Source organism: Falsiroseomonas sp. E2-1-a4 (assembly GCF_051433165.1).
Lineage (GTDB): Bacteria > Pseudomonadota > Alphaproteobacteria > Acetobacterales > Acetobacteraceae > Falsiroseomonas.
In genome coordinates this window covers 62,681-79,990 of sequence record NZ_JBHMFS010000016.1, presented here as the reverse complement: position 1 = coordinate 79,990, position 17,310 = coordinate 62,681, and the positions used below count along the sequence as shown (strand labels likewise).

The following is a 17,310-nucleotide window of genomic DNA, read 5'->3' as shown; positions in this document are numbered from 1 at the left end:
GGGAGCGACGCTAGGGATATCGGGAAATCGATTCAAGCGTAATGTTAAACACTCGTTACCATCGCGGGCGCCGCGCCCTCAGGTCACAACGGATGGCGCATCGCGGCCGGTATGCTGCGCGATCGCCGCAATCTCGCGCGCCGCCGTGATGACGGGCGCCAGCGCCGCCTGCGCCTCCTGCGCATGGCGCGCGGCATCGGGCTCGAAGCGTTCGAGATAGACGCGCAGCGTGGCGCCGACCGTGCCGGTGCCGGACAGCCGGAACACCGCGCGCGCATCCTCCGCGAACAGGATGCGCACGCCCTGCTGTTCGGTGACGGAGCCATCGACCGGGTCGGTGTAGGCGAAGTCGTCGCAGGTGGAGACGGTGAGGCCGGCGAAGCTCTTGCCGGGCAAGGTGGCGAGTTGCGCGCGCAGCGCCGCCATCAGCCCCCGCGCGGCCGTGGCATCCACCTCCTCATAATCATGCCGCGTGTAGTAGTCCCGCCCGAAGCGTGCCCAATGGTCACGCACAATGACGTCTGCACGCTTGCCGGTGCTGGCCAGGATGTTGAGCCACAGCAGCACCGCCCACAGCCCGTCCTTCTCTCGCACATGATCGGAGCCGGTGCCGGCGCTTTCCTCGCCACACAGGGTGATGCGGCCGGAATCGAGCAGGTTGCCGAAGAACTTCCAACCCGTCGGCGTCTCATAGCAGGGAATGCCGAGCGCCTTCGCCACGCGGTCCACCGCCCGGCTCGTGGGCATGGAGCGCGCGACACCGGCCAGGCCCCGCGCATAACCTGGCGCGCAATGGGCATGCGCGGCCAGCACCGCGAGGCTGTCGCTCGGTGTCACGAACAGGCCGGGGGCGACGATCATGTTGCGGTCGCCATCGCCATCAGACGCCGCGCCGAAATCCGGCGCACCCGCGCCCATCATCGCCTCCATCAGCTCCGCCGCATGCACCGGGTTCGGGTCCGGGTGGTGGCCGCCGAAATCGGGCAGCGGCGTGCCGTTCCGAACCGTGCCAGGGGCGGCGCCGAGCGCGCCTTCCAGGATGGCGTGCGCGTAGGGGCCGGTGATGGCGCTCATCGCGTCGAACTGCATGCGGAAGCCGCCGGCGAACAGTTTTGTTATGGCGTCGAAATCCACTAGCTTCCGCATCATGGTGGCGTAATCCGCCACCGGGTCCACCACCGCCACGACGCAGTCACCGACACGCTGCTCGCCAACACGGTCGAGGTCGAGGTCCGGCACCTCCATCGTCGCGTATTCGGTAATGGCGCTGGCGCGGCGGAAGATGGCGCTGGTGACGTCTTCCGGCGCGGGGCCACCATTCGCCGCATTGAACTTGATGCCGAAATCGCCATCCGGCCCGCCCGGGTTGTGGCTGGCGGACAGCACCACGCCGCCGATCGAGCCGGAGATGCGGATGAGGTTGGAGGCCGCAGGCGTGGACAGCAGCCCGCCCTGCCCCACCAATACCCGGGCAAAGCCGTTGGCGGCCGCGATCTTCAGCGTAGCCTGCACCACCTCCCGGTTCAGGAAGCGGCCATCACCGCCGACCACCAGCGTGGCGCCCTGCCGCTTCTCGCCCAGCGTGTCGAAGATCGCCTGGACGAAGTTCTGCACATAATGCGGCTGCTGGAAGACCGTCACCTTCTTGCGCAGGCCGGAGGTGCCGGGTTTCTGGTCGCTGAAGGGTGTGGTGGCGATGCGGCGAAGGCTCATGCGTGGTCTCCCGGCGTTGGCCGCAGCTTCGCCCTGCGGCTCCGCCTGCGGCAAGTCCCCTTACGTCTCGGCCAGTCCCCGGTTGCGCAGCAGCGCCTGCACGCTGGGCGGGCGGCCGCGGAAATCGACATACAGCTCCATCGGGTCGCGCGTGTCGCCGGCCTGGTAGATCGCCTTCAGCTTCGCCGACAGCGCCGGATCGAAGGGATCGCCGGCTTCCTCGAAAGCCTCGAAGGCATCGGCATCCAGCACTTCCGCCCACATATACGCGTAGTAGCCCGCCGCGTAGCCGCCGCCGGCGAACAGATGCTGGAAATGCGCAGGCCGATGGCGCAGGCCGATCGCCTCCGGCATGCCGATCTCGCCCAGGAATTCTTCCTCGAACCGCACCACATCCAGCCCCTGTGGGTCGGGATGCGTGTGCAGCGCCAGGTCGATCAGGGCGGAGGAGACGAATTCCACACTCGCAAACCCCTGGCCATCCTGCCGCGCGGCGAGCAACCGGCGCAGCAGGTCTTCCGGCAGCGCCTCCCCGCTTTCGTGGTGGCGCGCATGGGTGCGGAGAATCTCCGGTACCTCCAGCCAGTGTTCCAGGATCTGGCTCGGGAATTCCACGAAATCCGCCAGCACCGCGGTGCCGGATTGCGAGGGGTGGTGCGCGGTGGACAGCAGCCCGTGCAGCGCATGGCCGAATTCATGGAACAGCGTCCGCGCCTCGTCGAAGGACAGCAGCGCCGGCGACGACTTCGCGATGTTGTTGTTGTTCACGACGATCGGCGTGACAGGCCCATCAAGCCCATGCCCCACGCGATAGCTGCTCATCCAGGCGCCGGAGCGCTTGCCCGCGCGCGCAAAACTATCCAGCAGAAACACGCCGCGATGCGCGCCCGTCTCGTCCTGCATGTCGAAGGCGCGGACATCCGGGTGATAGACGGGAATATCCGGGCGTTCCACGAAGCGCACGCCGAACAGGCGCTGCGCCGTGTCGAACACAGCCGCCAGCATGCCGCCCAGCGGGAAATACGGCTTGGTCAGGCTTTCGTCGATGTCGTGCCGGGCTCGGCGGTCGATCTCGGCATAGTGGCGCCAGTCCCAGGCCTCGATCGGGTGGCCGGCCAGCGCCTCCAGCTCCGCGCGTTCCACCGCGGCGCGGCGCTTGGCGGGCGCCCAGACCTGGTGCAGCAGCTCGGACGCCGCCGCCGCATCGCGCGCCATGTTGTCCGCCAGCCGCCAGGCGGCGAAATCCGCATGGCCCAGCAGCTGGGCGCGTTCCGCCCGCAGTGCGAGAATGTCCTTGATCAGCGCTGTGTTGTCCCGCACGCCGAGCCCCCGCGCCACCCAGGCGCGCCAGGCCACCTCCCGCAAATCGCGCCGTGTGGAGAACACCAGGAAGGGCTCGATGGAGGAACGGGACAGGGTGATGACCCAGCCCTCCACCCCACGCTCCCGACCAACTTCCAGCGCCGCGTCGCGTGCGAAATCCGGCAGGCCGGCGAGGTCGGCCTCGGCCAGCACCATCTGCCACTCCGTCTCATCCGCCAGTACGTTCTGGCCGAATTGCGTGTGCAGCACGGCGAGCCGCGTGGAGATTGTCGCCATGCGGTCCCGCCCCGCCGCATCCAGCGCAGCACCACTGCGCACCAGCCCCGCATGCAGCCGCACCAGCAGCCGGTCCCGCGCCGCATCCAGGCCGAGCGCCGCGCGCCGGTCCAGCAGCGCGGAGATGCGGGCGAACAGTGCCGGGTCCAGGGCGATATCGGCGCGGTGCCGGGCCAGGCGCGGCGCGTAGTCGCGCTCGATCGCCTGGTAGGCATCCGTCGCCTGGCTTGAGACCAGGTTGAAGAACACGCTCCGCACCCGGTCCAGCGTGCGGCCGCTGCGCTCCAGCGCCTCCACCGTATTGGCGAAGCTGGGCGGGGCGGGGTCGGCGCCAATGGCCGCGATTTCCGCCACCTGCTCCGCCATGCCCTGGTCGAAGGCGGGGCCGAAATGCTCGGGCAGGATCAGGTCGAAGGGCGGCACGCCGAAAGGCGTGGTCCAGGGTGCGAGCAGCGGGTTGGCGAGCAGCGGGTTCTGGGTCATGCCGCCACAGATAGGGTCTCAGGCGGCCGCGGTCACGGCTTCTTCCGGCTTCTCCTCCGGCCCGTTCGGGTCGCCCGGCGCCGTCTCCCAGGCGAGGCCCACCAGCACCACGCTGCGCCGCCCGCCGCGCTCGGCGCGCACCACCAGCGCGCTTTGTTCCTCCAGATAGGTCAGCAGCCGCCGCGCCCGGCCGAGGGACCGGCTGCCATAGGCGCGGGCCAGCGTGGCGTCCGAGGGGCAGGGCTGACGTTCCAGCGCGGCGCGGGCCAGCAGCAGGAAGACGCCCTGCACATCATCCGGCAGCCCCTCCGCCCGCGCCACCGCCTGCGCCCATTCACTGCCTTCCGCCACTTCGGCACCGATGCCGGCCCGCGCCGTGGTCAGCAGGCGGCGGAAGGCGGGAATGTCGATGGCCGGGCCGGCCACTTCCTCGATCCGGCAGCGCACCAGGAAATCCTGGTACAGCACGCTGGCCGGGCGGAACGGCGCATCCGGCTCCGCCAGGATCTTCTTCAATACGCGGGCGATCTTGTGGCGGTGCTCGGCTTTTTCCTCCGGCGTGGGCGGCGCCACAGGCTCGGCCGCGGGCAGGGAAGGTCGGGCCTGGGCGAGTTGCGCCAGCAGGTCCGGGGCGGTGGCGCGCGGCATGCGGCGCGGCGGGCGAGGTGTCTCGGGCTCCGGCGCCGCCAGGATCAGCTCCCGCGCTTCCGCCGCGCTGGCCTGGGTGGGGGGTGGCACCAGCTTCGGGCCGGCGCTGCGCGACCCGGTCTCCACCACGCCGACGCGCAGCCGCAGCGGGCGGCGGGAGACCGCCGGGCCGAGCGCCATGAAATGCCCGCGCTCCAGGTCGCGGAACATCTCCGCCTGCCGCCGCTCCATCCCCAGCAGATCGGCGGCGCGGGCCATATCTATGTCGAGGAAGGTGCGCCCCATCATGAAGTTGGAGGCCTCGGCCGCCACATTCTTCGCCAGCTTGGCCAGGCGCTGCGTCGCGATCACCCCGGCCAGGCCGCGCTTGCGGCCCCGGCACATCAGGTTGGTCATGGCGCCGAGAGCCGCGCGGCGCGCCTCATCCGAGGTCTCGCTGGCCGCGGCGGGCGCAAACAGCTGCGCCTCATCCACCACCACCATCACCGGGTTCCAGGCGTCCCGGTCCACATCGAACAGCCCGCCGAGGAAGGCGGCGGCCAGGCGAAGCTGCTGTTCGACCTCCACATGCTCCAGGTTCAGCACGACCGAAACACGATGCCGCCGCACCCGCTCCGCCACCTGCTGCAGGGCCGTGTCGGTATAATCGGCCGCATCCACCACCAGATGCCCGAAACGGTCCGCCAGCGAGGTGAAATCCCCTTCCGGATCCACCACCACCTGCTGCACCCAGGGGGCCGATTGTTCCAGCAGCCGGCGCAGCAGATGCGACTTGCCCGAGCCGGAATTGCCCTGCACCAGCAGGCGGGTGGACAGCAATTCCTCCAGGTCGAAGCAGGCCGGCGTGCCGGTGGCGCTCATGCCGATCTCGATGGCGATGGTCATCCGGGACTCCAGGGGCGGAGCGGAGGATTAGCCGCAACCCAGCCCGGCCGGAAGGCGCATCTGCCAGCGCGTTGATTCCAGGCGGGTCATCCCGCGAATCGGCCGGGGCTATCCCAGGCTGCGACCGATCGCCTGCATCCAGACCAGCACCGCGCCAGCCCCCGCATCCGGCTGGCCCAGCGCACGGTCGCCGAGATAGGCGGCGCGGCCGAGGCGCGGGCGCATGGTGGCGGTGGCCGCGGTGCCCGCCTCCGCCGCCGCCACCGCTGCCGCCCAGGCCTCGGCGGGCGAACCTGCTTCCGTCGCAAAGGCCTCCGCCGCCGGGTGCAGCGCATCCAGCATGGTGCGGTCGCCCGGCCGCGCGCCGCCGAGCTCGCCGATCGCCGCCACCGCCTGCCGGAACGCTTCCGCCCAGCGCGCGCGATCCGCCCCTCCCTCCCCCAGCACCTGCGCCGCGCGCAGCAGCGCGGTGGCGTAGAACGGCCCAGAACTGCCGGCGATGGCCCGCCGAAGCGCCTGCGCCATGGCGGCGAGCGCACTGGCCGGCGTGGCGAAGGCTGCCTCCGGCAGCGCCCGGATCGCCGCCGCGCCGCGCGCCATGGACAGGCCGAGATCACCATCCCCCGCATGGCTGTCGAGCGCCGTCAGCGCCGCCTCCTCCGCCTCCAGCGCCGCGGCCACGGCCAGCGCCACGCGCTGCAGCGCCGGGGCCAGCGGGCCGGGTGCCGGATGCGCCGGCTCGGCCGCGGCGGGGGTCGCGAGGGTGGCGCGCGGCGCCAGCACACCGCCGCCCGGCCAGGCGGGGGCGCCGGCGGGCGCGTCCAGCCGGGCGAGGCGCGCCGCATCCAGCCGCAGCAGGCTGATCGAGCAGCCGGGCATCTCCAGCGCCGTCATGAAATTCCCGGCCCAGCCGCGCGAAACCTCGATGCCACGCGCCCGCAGCCCGGCCAGGGCGGCGCGGGCCACCACGGCAAGCTCCATCGGCGGGGTGCCGCCCAGTCCGTTCACCAGCAGCGCCACCTGGTCCCCGGCGGCCAGCCCCGCATCCGTGACCAGCGTATCCAGGATGGTGGCGACGATGGCATCCGCCGGCGCCATCGGTGCGCGGCGCACGCCCTGTTCGCCATGGATGCCGAGGCCGAGTTCCATCTCATCCTCCCCCAGCGCGAAGCCGGGCACGCCGGCCGCCGGCACGGTGCAGGCGCCGAGTGCCACGCCCATGGTCACCACCGCGCCAGCCGCCGCCTCGGCCTCCGCCAGCACGGCGTCGAGGTCCAGCCCCGCCTCGGCCGCGGCGCCGGCCACCTTGTGGACCAGCACGGTGCCGGCAATGCCGCGGCGTTGCGCTGGTTCCACCGTCGCATGTAGCGCCGCGTCATCAGCCACCACCACGACGCGGGTCGGAATACCCTCCGCCGTGGCGAGTGCGGCGGCGAGGCCGAAATTCAGCCGGTCGCCGGTGTAGTTCTTCACCACCAGCAGCGCACCGCGCGGCCCGGCGGCGGCGCGGATGCCGGCCAGCACGGCATCGACGGAAGGCGAGGTGAAGACATCCCCGGCAATGGCGCCAGCCAACATCCCCGGGCCGACATAGCCCGCATGCGCCGGCTCATGCCCCGCCCCGCCGCCGGACAGCACGGCGACGGGGCGATGCGCCGGCACCGGCAATTCGGCGCGCACCACCACATCCTCAGCGTCCAGAAGCGCCAGGCCGGGGTTGAGGTCCGCCAGGCCTTCCAGCATTTCCCGCACCACGCGGCGCGGATCATTCACCAGCTTCTTCATGGCGTTCCCTTTCCGTAGGTGCAGGATCGGCGTGGCGCGGCCGAGCGTCAAACCACTCAGCGCTCCCGCAGCGCCTCCGCCTGGCGGATGGCGGCAAGCAGATCGGCGCGGCCGCCAGCCAGTTGCCGGGCCTGCCCCAGCCAGCGCGCCGCATCCGCCTCGCCACGCTCCGCGGCACCCCGTCCGGCGCGGAGATAGGCATCCGCCGCGGCGGCCGGATCGCCCAGGCGTTCCAGCGCCGCGCCCTGCAACGCCAGCGCCCGCGACAGGCCGCGATAATCCAGCGAATCCCGGCGCAGATCGGCGGCGGTGGCGGCGTGCAGCCGGGCGCCGGCCGCATCACCCCGCAGCAGCGCCGCCGCCCCTTCCAGCTCCACCGCATCGGCGCGAAAGGCGGTCTGCTCCGGTGCGCCGATCGCGGCCCGCGCCGCCACAACGCCCGCGAGGTCGCCGCGCCCGGCGGCCAGGACGCCAAGCAGGAAATGCGCCCGCAGCGCGGCTTCCGCATTCTCCGCGCCTCGGCTGGCGACGAAGCGCGCCAGGCGGTCGGATTCCGTCATCCGGCCAAGGCGGAACAACGCCGTCGCCTCCGCCAGCACCAGCCCGGCAGAGGCACCGCGACCGCGCCGGGCAAGCTCCGCCCGCACCTCCTGCGCCACGGACAGCGCCGCAGGCGCATCGCCCCGTGCCAGGGCGGAGGTCGCCTGGCCGAAGCCCATGGCGTCGATCGCCACTGCGTCGTCGCGTTCCCGCGCGCGGGCCAGCGCCTGGGCATAGAGCCGCCCGGCGACCACCGGCTGATCCTGGTTCAACGCATCCCGCGCGCTGCCCGCCGCCCGGTCCAGCACGCCGTCCCTTGGTGGGCCTTCCGGCGCGGTACGGCCGCCACAGGCACCCAGCAGCAGTAATACGACCAGCGCAGACCTCACGGGCGCAGCCGCTCCACCATCGGGCGCGGCACGGCGCCGGCGGAGATGCTGCGCTCCGGCGCGCCACCGCCGCCGCCCAGCAGCCAGTGGCGGCGCAGCTGGGCCAGCAGCAATTCCATCTGCCGCGCGGCCTCCTGCGCCTGCACCATCACGGCGGGCAGACTGTCCGTGCCATCGCGGATATTGGCGGTGGCCTGCGGCAAAGCGGGCGTCGCGCGGGCCAGGTCGGCGCTGGCGCGTTCCACCTGCGCCAGCACGCGTTCAGCCCGTGCCACCAGCCCCGGCAGCGTGCCGGGGCCACGGCCATTCGACAGGCCGGCGGTGAGCTGGCGCACCTCCCGGCTCGCCGTCTCGATATTCTCCATCACCGCGGCGGCGCGGGCGGTGGCGGCTTCCGCCTGGCGGATCAGCGTGTCGTCCGACAGCAGGCGGCCCACCGTGCCCTCCCCACGCTCCAGCCGCTGCGTCGCGGCGGAGAAGGCGGCGGTGCCGGTGCGCAGCTCGTCCAGGATCGGGAAGACGCGCTGCTGCAGCTCATCCAGCAGCGTGCCGAGGGTCTCCGTCGGCGCGCGTTCGCTGGTGGCGCGGATCCAGGCGTGGTCCCAATCCAGCTCATCGCCCCGCCCGCGCTGGATATCCAGGTAGGCCGGGCCGGCCACGCCGAAGCGGCGCCGCACCACGGCGGTGGAATCGCGGCGGATGAAGGGCTTGGCCTGTTCCTCGATGCGCAGCTCGGCGCGAATGCGGCGCTCGGGGTCGACGATGATGCGGCGGACGGAGCCGGCGCGGATGCCCAGCACCTCCGCCTCCGCCCCCACCGAAAGCCCGGCGACGCCTTCCTCCGGCAGCAGCACCATCAGCGTAATGCCATCGGCGAACCATTCGCGGATCACGCCGCGCTGGAACAGGGCGGCCAGGAACAGCACCAGCGCCAGCACCACCAGGGCGCCGACCCAGCGATCGGTGTGGCGCAGCCGGACGCGGTCTTCCTGCGTCACCGTGGAATCAGACACGGTTCGTCCCCTTTCAAGCCGTCCTGCTTCAGCACCCACCACTGGCTGGCGGGAAAGTCGGCCGTATCCCAGGCGCGGCGGGACCGGGTGGACCATAATGCGGCAGCGCCCCGCGCCCGCGCCGGTTCCAGCGCCGCCAGCAGCGGGTCCGCCAGCATGTCCGCCGTCTCCCGGTCCAGCGGGCTTTCCAGCAGGATGAGGTCGGGCGCGCCGAGAAAGGCACGGGCGCAGCCGGCGCGCGACAGATCGGCGCGCGACAGCTCCGCCGGATGCACCAGCGGCAGGCCCCGCAGGCCGAACAGGCGGCACAGATCCTCGGCCTCCGCCCGCAGATCGGCATCGGGCGTGGCATCGTGGTGCCGGCGGGCCAGCAGCATTCCCTCCGCCACTGTCAGGTGCGGCAGCCATCCGCCATCGCCGGGGGCGAGGCCGATGCGCCCGCGCAGCGCCTGCGCCGGCTGGCGCGGCAGCGCCGCCCAATCCTGCGCCAGGAACCGCACCTGGCCCTCGGCGAGCTTCACCAGCCCGGCGCAGATCAGTGCCAGCGCGCGGGCCATGCCGGGGTCATCCGCATGCACCAGCGCAAGGTCGCCGGGCAGCAGCTTCAGATCCACCAGCCCCTGGACCGGCGAGGCACCCGGCGCCGCCCGCGCGGCCTGCACCTCCAGCACCGGCTTCATGCCGTGACCACGCTGAGCATCGCACTGGCCGCCAGGATGCCGAGCAGGCCGCGCACGAAGGCCCGGGGCAGGAGGTGGGAGGGGCTCTCCGCGCGGGTGGAGGACATGCCGGTGATGGCCGAGACGAGCGCCACCAGCGCGCCGATCACCACCAGCTTCAACGCGAACAGCCCAAATTCAACATTATCGGTGGCGCCGAACAGGTTGATCAGCAATTCGCGCGGCGGCGCCACCACCAGCCCGCTGAGCCAGCCGGTCATGTAGCCCGTCACCAGCGCCACGCCGAGGAAGATAACCCCGAGCGTGAAGCCCGCCAGCGCAAACGCCACCACCCGTGGCAGCACCAGCAGGGTGAAGGGGTCGAGGCCCTGCGCCTCCATCACCTCCAGTTGCCCGCTCACCTTGACCGCGCCGAATTCCACCACCGTGACCGTCCCGCTGCGGCCGAGCAGGATCAGCCCGACCAGCACCGGCGTCACCTCCCGCACCAGGACGGTGGCGAGCAGCGTGCCGGTGTAATCCTCCTGCCCCGCGAAGCTCAGCCAGCGCAGCGTCTGGTGGACGATGCCGAAGCCGATGAGGGTCGCGGTGATGACGACCGTGCCGAAGCCGCCGGCAATGGCCTGGCGCAGGCTGCGACGATATTCGGCCCGCAAGGTACGGCGGCGCCAGGTGGAGGGGCGCAGCCCCTCCGCCAGCACCCCGGCGGCCAGCGCCGCGGTGGCCAGCAGCATCTGCACGCCACGCCGCACGGGGGCGCCGATGCCCTCCAGCACCAGCCAGGGCAGCGCCACGGGCCGTGCCTTTGCCATCGCCCCCTCCCTTGCCAGTCCGTTCCGCTCAGCGCGGGCGGTCGCAAAAAGTTTCCCGATTGCGGGCACTCGTGCCGCGCTTCGGCGTTGCCGGGGGTGAATGAGGAGCAGCAACATGGCGGACGGGCGGAACAAGCCCCGCATCGCGGGCAAGGAGGGTGGCGGTTGGATGGTGGCCGCGGCGGCGCTGGCTGGGCTGCTGGCGCTGGATTCCGCGACGCGACGGTCGGGGCCGGCATCGCTGCGAAGCGGGCCGGCCGCGCGACGCGCGGATGATGCGCCGCCCGAGCGCGCCCGCCAGGGCGATGGCGGTGCCAGCCGCGGCAATGCGCGGCGGGCGACGGAGCACGGCGCCGGCCGCCGCGCCGATGGCCCCTCGCAGATTCCGGCCCGCGGCTGGTGGCAGATCGCCAAGCGTACCGTATCCCAGGCCAGCGAAGACCGGCTGATGACGGAGGCGGCGGGCATCACCTTCTACACGCTGCTGGCGCTGTTCCCGGCCTTGGCGGCGCTGGTTTCGCTCTATGCCCTGGTCGCGGACCCGACGACGATCCAGGAGCATCTGAACGCACTCGCCGGCATCGTACCGGGCGGCGGCATGGAGATCATCTCTGAACAGGTGCAGCGCGTGGCGGAATCGGCTGACGGCACGCTGGGCTTCGGCGCGGTCGCCGGCCTTCTCGTGTCCCTGTGGTCCGCTAACCAGGCGGCGAAGGCGTTGTTCGACGCGCTGAACGTGGTTTACGAGGAGACTGAGAAGCGCGGCTTCATCAAGCTGACGCTGACCACCCTGACCTTCACCATCGGCTTCATCCTGTTCGCCATCCTGACCATGGCCTCGGTGGTGGCGGTGCCTGTGGTGCTCGGCCTGGTCGGCCTGGGCAGCACGGCGGAGACGTTGCTCGCCTATGGGCGCTGGCCGCTGATGCTGGCGGTGGTGGTGCTGGTGCTGGCCGGCCTGTACCGCTGGGGCCCGAGCCGGGAGACGGCGAAGTGGCGCTGGGTGAGCTGGGGCAGTGGCTTTGCCGCGCTGACCTGGCTCGGCGCCTCGGCCGCCTTTTCCTGGTACGTCTCCAATTTCGGCAGCTACAACGAGACTTATGGCTCGCTGGGCGCGGTCGTGGGCTTCATGACCTGGATCTGGATTTCCGCCATCGTCATCCTGCTCGGCGCCGAGTTGAACGCCGAGATGGAGCACCAGACGGCGGAGGACACCACCACGGCACCGAACCGCCCGATGGGTGGGCGCGGTGCCGAGATGGCCGATACGGTGGCCTGAAGCCTTACCGCGCCGCCTTCTGGATGTTCCAGGCGATGATGATACCCGGCATCGCCAGCACGTTCGAGATGCGCGGCGTGACGGCGGAGGGCAGGTACCACTGGCCGTACGGGACGTAGGGCACGAGGTTGTAGGCGCTGGTGTGCAGCTCATCCAGGATGCGCTTCCGCTCCGCGGCATTCGCCGCATAGGGGAAGGCATCGATCAGCGCCTGATGCGCCGCATCGCAGGGCCAGCCCGGCCAGGCGCGCTCGCAGCTGGCCTGCATCGGCACGTTGCCCACCGGGTCCGAGGCGCCGAGGCCGTTCCAGAAGGTCAGGCCGATATGCCAGCCGCCCTCGCTCGGCGGACGGCGATTGGCACGGCGACCGGCCATGGAAGCGAAGTCGGTGGCCTGCACATCGGTGCGGAAACCGACGGACTGCATCTGCTGTGCCAGCACCAGCGTCGCGGTGTGGACGAAGGGGTTGTCAGTCGGGTCCATCATCACGATCGGCGTGCCGTCATAGCCGCTCTCGCGTAACAACTGCCGCGCCCGTTCCCGCGCCGCCGGGCTGCCGAGGCCTTCCGGCACGCCGGCCATCGTCTCCTGCGGCGAACCGCAGACGAAGAAGGCGTGGCAGACCTGATACAGCGCCGGGTCCGGGAACATGCCCTGGAGGATTTCCTCCTGGTTCACCAGCAGCATCAGCGCCTGGCGCACGCGCGGGTCGTTGAAGGGCGGGTGGATGTGGTTCATGCGGATCATGCCCGGCGCGCCGAGCGTGTTGGTGCGGATGATCCGCATGCCACGTCGCTGCAGCATCGGCAGGAAATCCACACCGGGGCTTTCGATGTAGTCGATCTCGCCCTGGATCAGCGCCAGCGTCGAGGTCTGCACATTGGCGATGTTCTGCCATTCCACGCGATCGACATGCACCACCTTGCCGCCGGCGGTGCCCGAGGCGGGTTCGCTGCGCGGCACGTAGTTCGGGTTGCGGCGGTACACCACGGTGCTGCCCGGCACCCATTCATCGCGGGAGAAGATGAAGGGGCCGCTGCCGATGGTCTCGCGGATCGCGGTGAAGGGGTCGGTCGCGGCGATGCGGGCCGGCATGATGGCGGGCATGTTGCCGGCGGGCTTCGACAGTGCATCCAGCATCAGCCCGTAGGGGCGGTTCAGCGTCCAGACCACCGTCTTGCCATCCGCCTGCGGCTCCAGGCTGGTGGTGATGGCCAGGATCTGCCGGCCATGCGGGTCCCGCGCGCCCCAGCGGCGCAAAGATGCCACCACATCCTCCGCCGTCACCGGCGCGCCATCATGGAAGGCCAGGCCATCGCGCAGGGTGAAGCGCCAGACCAGCGCATCGTCGGAAACACTGTAGGCGCCGACCATCTGCGGCTGCGGGCGCATCTGTGCGTCGCGGCCGAACAACTGGTCGTAGATCATGTGCGCGTGGGACTGCACCACGCCGGCGGTGGTGTTGATCGGGTCCAGCGTCTGCAGATCCGCATTCGGCACCATGCGCAGGATGCGCTCGGGCGGGATGGTCTGGGCAACCACCGTCCTGGCGGCAAACGGCCCGGCCAGCAGGCTCGCGCCGAGGACCAGGGTGGCGAGGCGGGTCAGCATGGGTCGTCCCCCGTGGATTGATCGCCAGTTATGGACCAGTTGTTACAGATCGGACAAGACCGATGCCGCGACCTGGAAGGGTCGCACCTGCACATCCTGCCCGGGGATCGCCACCAGTGCGTGGTTGGCGGCAATCGGCAGCCACCCGGAATTGCGTTCATCCACCGGTTCCGACACCACCAGCACATTCTCCCCCACCCACCGCCAGTACAGCGTGGGTGGCCGGTTGTCGGAGGACCAGCGGAAGCAGGTCAGCGTCCGTCCATCGCTATGCGCCGCGGCGAAGCGCAGCGGCTGGGTGCTGCCGGCCGCCTGCATCATCGCCAGCACCCGCGCCAGGGTGCGGGACAGCGCGCCGATCGGGTCCTCCGCCAGCCCATCCGCGGCGGCGGCCAGGAAGATCGCTTCCGTATCGCCGGTGCCCTGGCGGTGCTCATACAGCGCATCCGGGATCAGCCCCTCCATCCGCCGCTTGATCCGAAGATAGTCGCCGACCTGGCCGTTATGCATGAACATCTGCCGCCCGAGGCCGAAGGGGTGGCAATTGGCCTGCGTGGTCGATGTGCCGGTGGAGGCGCGGACATGCGCGAAGAACAGCCGCGACCGCACCTGCGAACAGAGCGAGCGCAGATTTTCATCCGACCAGGCCGGGCGGATTTCCCGGTACAGACCCGGCTCCTCCCGCTCCCCGTACCAGCCCAGGCCGAAGCCATCGCCATTGGTGGCGGTCTTGCCCTCATCGGCATGCATCGACTGGTGGATCAGCGAATGCGCCGGGGCGCAGACCAGGTCGGACAGGAAAATCGGTTCGCCGAGATAGGCGAGGAAACGGCACATTGCGCGATCCGGAGGGGTGCAACGCCGGAGGGTGCTTCGGCCGCGTGCCCGGGGCAAGCCGCCTCGCATTGGCGCGTCCGCGGCGCCGGCCTATGCTGGCCGGGATGTCCCGCCCCCGCAGCTACGACGAGGATGCCGTCATCGAGGCGGCGATGCACCAGTTCTGGCGCCATGGCTATGCCGGCACCAGCGTGCGCGACCTCGGCCAGGTGATGGGCCTCGGCCAGGCCAGTTTCTACAATGCCTTCGGCGGCAAGCGCAGCCTGTTTGCCCGCTGCCTCGACCGCTATCTGGACCAGGGCATGCGCGAAAGGCTGCGGCGGCTGGCGGCGACGCAGCCGCCGCGGCAGGCAATCGCCGGGCTGCTGGAGGAGATCGTCGCCCGTTCGCTGCGCGACCGCATGGGCTGCCTGCTGGTGAATTCGGCGCTGGAGTTGGCGCCGCATGATCGCGGCGTGGCCGCGGTGGTGGCCGCCCGGCTGGCGGAGCTGGAGGATTTCTTCCGCGGCCGGGTGCTCGCCGGCCAGGCGGATGGCAGCATCGCAGCGCGGGACCCGGATGATCTGGCCCGGATGCTGATGACGCTGCTGCTCGGCCTGCGCGTTCTGGCGCGCGGGCGGCCGGATCGCGCGACGATGCAGGGCGCGGTGCGCCAGGCACTCGCCCTGCTCGACTGAGATCCGGCCCGCGGATCAGCCCAGGCCGGTCGCCGGGCGGGTGTCGGGCCGCGGATGCGTGCCCTCGGGGCGGTTGGCAGGCTCCGGCGTTTCGGCCAGCGCCTCCTTCGCATTGGCGGCGAGGGTTTGGGCGGCGTCGCGCACGGCCTCCCGCGCCTGGCCAGCCAGCCCGGCCGCGCTGCCCGACGCGGTTTCACGCGCCTGCTCGGCCTGGCCGCTGACGGTTTCGCGGACCTTCTCGTAGCCTTCCTGCGCCATGGCGCCGGCCTGATGCGCGAGGTCGTCCCGCGTCTCGCCCATCAGGCGATCCTCGGTCTCCGTCCCCGGCAGCAGGGCACCGACCGCGGCACCGAGCGCAATGCCGAGCGCGCCAAGCACCAGCGGCTGTTCCCGCAGCACCCAGCCCGCCGTGCTTTCCGCGTCATCCGCCCAGTGACCGATCCGGTCCCGGGCATCGCGCGAATAGCCGGACGCCGCGCGTGCGGCGCGACCGGCGTAGTCGGAGGCCATGTGCGAGGCTTCGCCGGTGCCGCCGCGCAGGCTGCTGCGGGCGGAGCCGGCAGCCTCGCCAATCCGCTCACCCGCCGCGCCGACGGCGCCCGCCACGCTGCGATAGGCGGAGCCGGCGGCATCGCGCACGGCTTCCGCCGCATCACCGACCGCATCGCCGGCGCGATCCAGCATGCCGGGCTTGTCCGTGCCGGTTTCGTACATGCCCGGCTCGTCACGCTCCCAGCCCGTGGCGGGATAGGCGTCGCGATAGGGCGCGTCGTAGGCACCACTACGGCGGCGCGGCGCGGCGCGACCATTGCTGCCGCCCTGACCGAGCATCATCCAGCCAATGCCAGCGCCGATCAGCAGCAGCGGCAGCGGATTGTCGCGCACCGCGGCGCCCAGGTTGCGGGTGAATTCCGCGCCGCCGGAGGTCTTGGCGTAGTCCAGCGCCTGCTCGAACAACTGGCCGGGGGAGGCCCGATCGCGCAGTTCTTCCAATGTCTCCGTCAGGCCTGCGCGGGTCCGCTCGACCTCATGCTCGATTTCGGCGCTGCTGCGCTTGTCGGGATTCGTCGTGCTGCTCATCGAACCTGCTCCTTCGCAACCTGTGCGTCCCGGGAAAGCTGCTCGGCCGTCCGTTCAGGCATCAGGGTTGTCGCGTTCAATCGGGAAATGCCGCTGCGGATCAGCGCGTAGCCGATCACTGCGGCGAGGAGGGCGACGATGAGCTGCGACCAGCCCACCGGAATGCCGAACTCCACCAGCAGCGAAACCAGCGCGAACAGCAGCAGGATCAGCGTGCCGAGCAGCATGCCCGCACCCGCGCCGAGCGGCGTGATGGCGCCGCTGGCGTGGCTGATCTTCTCGCCGACCTCGGCGCGGGCCAACCGCACCTCCTGCCGGAACAGGGTCGAGATCTGGCCGATCACACTGCTGAACAGCTCGGGCACCGAGCGGCTGGGTTCGGGGTGACGTGGGTCCACGCCGTAGGGTTCAGAAGACATTGCCGGAGCCTCCCGCCTTCGGGGTTTCGGGCATGCTGGGGGCAGGGCCACCCGGCCAGGCCGCGGCGCCGCCAAGCGAGGCGGCGGCAAGCGTGGTCGGCTTGGCGCCGCCGCTGTCATTGGTGGCGGGCGGCGCCCAGCCCGGCGCCTGTGCTGCCGTCGCCGGCCGGACATTCCCACCCATCGGTGCCGCGCTGGTCGTGCGGGACGTGTGGCCGCGGCGCGAGGCCTCGGCCGAGCTTTTGGCAAACCGCGCCAGGCCGAAGCCGGCCAGCACGGCGGCGCCGAAGAAGGCGACCGGCTGGCGACGTGCCAGGTCCTCAACGCGGCCGAGCAGTTCCGCCGGGCTGCTGTCCCGCAGCGTCTGGCCCATGCCCTCGATCGCGGTGGCGGCCTCGTGCACATAGCGCGCCATGGCCGGGGACTGTTCGCCCAGCTTGTCGGCGACGTCATGCACGGCTTCGGCAAAACCCTCGGCCTGTTCTGCTCCGGCCTTCTGCTGCGCCTCGGCGAAGCCGGCTGCGCGCTTGCGCGCGGCCTCCATCACCTCGGCCCCCTCGGCCTTCACATCGGCGACGGCGCCGGCGGCCTCGTCGCGAAGCGTCGCGGAGGTTTCGCGCGCCTGCGGCGTGGCTTCCTGCAGCACCGCGCGGCCATCTTCGCCGGCACGATGCCCGGGGGTGGGCGTCGGGCTGCCGGGGTTACGGGGATCGCGGTCGGGGAAACCGCCCTGTCTCATATCGCTCATCTGGCTTTCCTCGCCTGCTGCTTCGCTTGCGGACGGGCCCTTGCCCGTCACCATGCACGCTGCGAGTCCAACAAAAGGCGGCCACAACTGTTCCTTGCGCTGGCGAAGTCA

At 71.3% G+C, this 17,310-nt stretch carries 15 protein-coding genes; 2 read left to right on the top strand and 13 right to left on the bottom strand.

All coding sequences use genetic code 11. From position 1 onward, the window contains the following. Window positions 1–78: 78 nt before the first annotated feature. The 8 genes from ACFHNC_RS17445 to ACFHNC_RS17410 form a co-directional block, all read right to left on the bottom strand. On the bottom strand, window positions 79–1,713 hold the full coding sequence (locus ACFHNC_RS17445) for an alpha-D-glucose phosphate-specific phosphoglucomutase (protein ID WP_437170512.1): 1,635 nt from the start codon (window positions 1,711–1,713) through the stop codon (window positions 79–81). 60 nt (window positions 1,714–1,773) lie between these two features. Then, window positions 1,774–3,795, bottom strand: coding sequence for a M3 family metallopeptidase (locus ACFHNC_RS17440; RefSeq protein ID WP_437170511.1), 2,022 nt, complete (start codon window positions 3,793–3,795; stop codon window positions 1,774–1,776). Between the two features lie 18 nt (window positions 3,796–3,813). Then, a complete protein-coding gene (locus tag ACFHNC_RS17435) occupies window positions 3,814–5,328 on the bottom strand; it encodes a helicase HerA domain-containing protein (RefSeq protein ID WP_437170510.1) in 1,515 nt (504 codons plus the stop codon). 108 nt (window positions 5,329–5,436) lie between these two features. Further along, the gene (locus ACFHNC_RS17430; protein ID WP_437170509.1) at window positions 5,437–7,113 is read right to left on the bottom strand and encodes a dihydroxyacetone kinase family protein; all 1,677 of its coding nucleotides are present in this window, start codon (window positions 7,111–7,113) and stop codon (window positions 5,437–5,439) included. Between the two features lie 56 nt (window positions 7,114–7,169). Further along, a complete protein-coding gene (locus ACFHNC_RS17425; protein ID WP_437170508.1) occupies window positions 7,170–8,042 on the bottom strand; it encodes a hypothetical protein in 873 nt (290 codons plus the stop codon). Then, window positions 8,039–9,055, bottom strand: a complete 1,017-nt coding sequence (locus ACFHNC_RS17420; RefSeq protein ID WP_437170507.1) for an MlaD family protein — start codon at window positions 9,053–9,055, stop codon at window positions 8,039–8,041. The genes ACFHNC_RS17425 and ACFHNC_RS17420 overlap by 4 nt, the downstream gene beginning before the upstream one ends. Further along, window positions 9,037–9,735 carry an ATP-binding cassette domain-containing protein gene (locus ACFHNC_RS17415; protein ID WP_437170506.1) on the bottom strand — a complete coding sequence of 233 codons (699 nt, stop codon included), beginning with the start codon at window positions 9,733–9,735 and terminating at the stop codon, window positions 9,037–9,039. The genes ACFHNC_RS17420 and ACFHNC_RS17415 overlap by 19 nt, the downstream gene beginning before the upstream one ends. Then, window positions 9,732–10,547 (bottom strand): MlaE family ABC transporter permease, encoded by an 816-nt coding sequence (locus ACFHNC_RS17410; RefSeq protein ID WP_437170505.1) that lies wholly within the window; start codon window positions 10,545–10,547, stop codon window positions 9,732–9,734. The genes ACFHNC_RS17415 and ACFHNC_RS17410 overlap by 4 nt, the downstream gene beginning before the upstream one ends. 115 nt (window positions 10,548–10,662) lie before the next feature. On the opposite strand from ACFHNC_RS17410, the gene ACFHNC_RS17405 reads away from it, so the two are divergent. After that, window positions 10,663–11,826: a YihY/virulence factor BrkB family protein gene (locus ACFHNC_RS17405; RefSeq protein ID WP_437170504.1), complete on the top strand. Its 1,164-nt coding sequence runs from the start codon at window positions 10,663–10,665 to the stop codon at window positions 11,824–11,826. 4 nt (window positions 11,827–11,830) lie between these two features. Here ACFHNC_RS17405 and ACFHNC_RS17400 read toward each other — a convergent pair whose 3' ends face one another. Continuing rightward, window positions 11,831–13,438 carry an ABC transporter substrate-binding protein gene (locus ACFHNC_RS17400; RefSeq protein WP_437170503.1) on the bottom strand — a complete coding sequence of 536 codons (1,608 nt, stop codon included), beginning with the start codon at window positions 13,436–13,438 and terminating at the stop codon, window positions 11,831–11,833. Between the two features lie 42 nt (window positions 13,439–13,480). Further along, entirely contained in the window at window positions 13,481–14,275 is a 795-nt protein-coding gene (locus ACFHNC_RS17395; RefSeq protein ID WP_437170502.1) for a class II glutamine amidotransferase, read from the bottom strand. Between the two features lie 104 nt (window positions 14,276–14,379). On the opposite strand from ACFHNC_RS17395, the gene ACFHNC_RS17390 reads away from it, so the two are divergent. After that, the gene (locus ACFHNC_RS17390; protein WP_437170501.1) at window positions 14,380–14,952 is read left to right on the top strand and encodes a TetR/AcrR family transcriptional regulator; all 573 of its coding nucleotides are present in this window, start codon (window positions 14,380–14,382) and stop codon (window positions 14,950–14,952) included. A gap of 15 nt (window positions 14,953–14,967) precedes the next feature. Here the strand turns inward: ACFHNC_RS17390 and ACFHNC_RS17385 are convergent, their stop codons facing one another. The 3 genes from ACFHNC_RS17385 to ACFHNC_RS17375 are packed head-to-tail and all read right to left on the bottom strand — an operon-like array spanning window position 14,968 to window position 17,199. Further along, on the bottom strand, window positions 14,968–16,032 hold the full coding sequence (locus tag ACFHNC_RS17385) for a DUF3618 domain-containing protein (protein WP_437170500.1): 1,065 nt from the start codon (window positions 16,030–16,032) through the stop codon (window positions 14,968–14,970). Next, complete coding sequence (locus ACFHNC_RS17380) at window positions 16,029–16,451, bottom strand: phage holin family protein (RefSeq protein WP_437170499.1); 423 nt, start codon at window positions 16,449–16,451, stop codon at window positions 16,029–16,031. Before ACFHNC_RS17380 ends, ACFHNC_RS17385 begins: the two co-directional genes overlap by 4 nt. Beyond that, window positions 16,441–17,199: a hypothetical protein gene (locus tag ACFHNC_RS17375; RefSeq protein WP_437170498.1), complete on the bottom strand. Its 759-nt coding sequence runs from the start codon at window positions 17,197–17,199 to the stop codon at window positions 16,441–16,443. The genes ACFHNC_RS17380 and ACFHNC_RS17375 overlap by 11 nt, the downstream gene beginning before the upstream one ends. Window positions 17,200–17,310: the final 111 nt, after the last annotated feature.

Coding starts and splice junctions, on each gene's coding strand:
- ACFHNC_RS17375 (WP_437170498.1), bottom strand. CDS start 17,199: ATGAGCGATATGAGACAGGGCGGTTTCCCCGACCGCGATCCCCGTAAC.
- ACFHNC_RS17435 (WP_437170510.1), bottom strand. CDS start 5,328: ATGACCATCGCCATCGAGATCGGCATGAGCGCCACCGGCACGCCGGCC.
- ACFHNC_RS17440 (WP_437170511.1), bottom strand. CDS start 3,795: ATGACCCAGAACCCGCTGCTCGCCAACCCGCTGCTCGCACCCTGGACC.
- ACFHNC_RS17410 (WP_437170505.1), bottom strand. CDS start 10,547: ATGGCAAAGGCACGGCCCGTGGCGCTGCCCTGGCTGGTGCTGGAGGGC.
- ACFHNC_RS17415 (WP_437170506.1), bottom strand. CDS start 9,735: ATGAAGCCGGTGCTGGAGGTGCAGGCCGCGCGGGCGGCGCCGGGTGCC.
- ACFHNC_RS17430 (WP_437170509.1), bottom strand. CDS start 7,113: ATGAAGAAGCTGGTGAATGATCCGCGCCGCGTGGTGCGGGAAATGCTG.
- ACFHNC_RS17405 (WP_437170504.1), top strand. CDS start 10,663: ATGGCGGACGGGCGGAACAAGCCCCGCATCGCGGGCAAGGAGGGTGGC.
- ACFHNC_RS17380 (WP_437170499.1), bottom strand. CDS start 16,451: ATGTCTTCTGAACCCTACGGCGTGGACCCACGTCACCCCGAACCCAGC.
- ACFHNC_RS17390 (WP_437170501.1), top strand. CDS start 14,380: ATGTCCCGCCCCCGCAGCTACGACGAGGATGCCGTCATCGAGGCGGCG.
- ACFHNC_RS17445 (WP_437170512.1), bottom strand. CDS start 1,713: ATGAGCCTTCGCCGCATCGCCACCACACCCTTCAGCGACCAGAAACCC.
- ACFHNC_RS17385 (WP_437170500.1), bottom strand. CDS start 16,032: ATGAGCAGCACGACGAATCCCGACAAGCGCAGCAGCGCCGAAATCGAG.
- ACFHNC_RS17400 (WP_437170503.1), bottom strand. CDS start 13,438: ATGCTGACCCGCCTCGCCACCCTGGTCCTCGGCGCGAGCCTGCTGGCC.
- ACFHNC_RS17395 (WP_437170502.1), bottom strand. CDS start 14,275: ATGTGCCGTTTCCTCGCCTATCTCGGCGAACCGATTTTCCTGTCCGAC.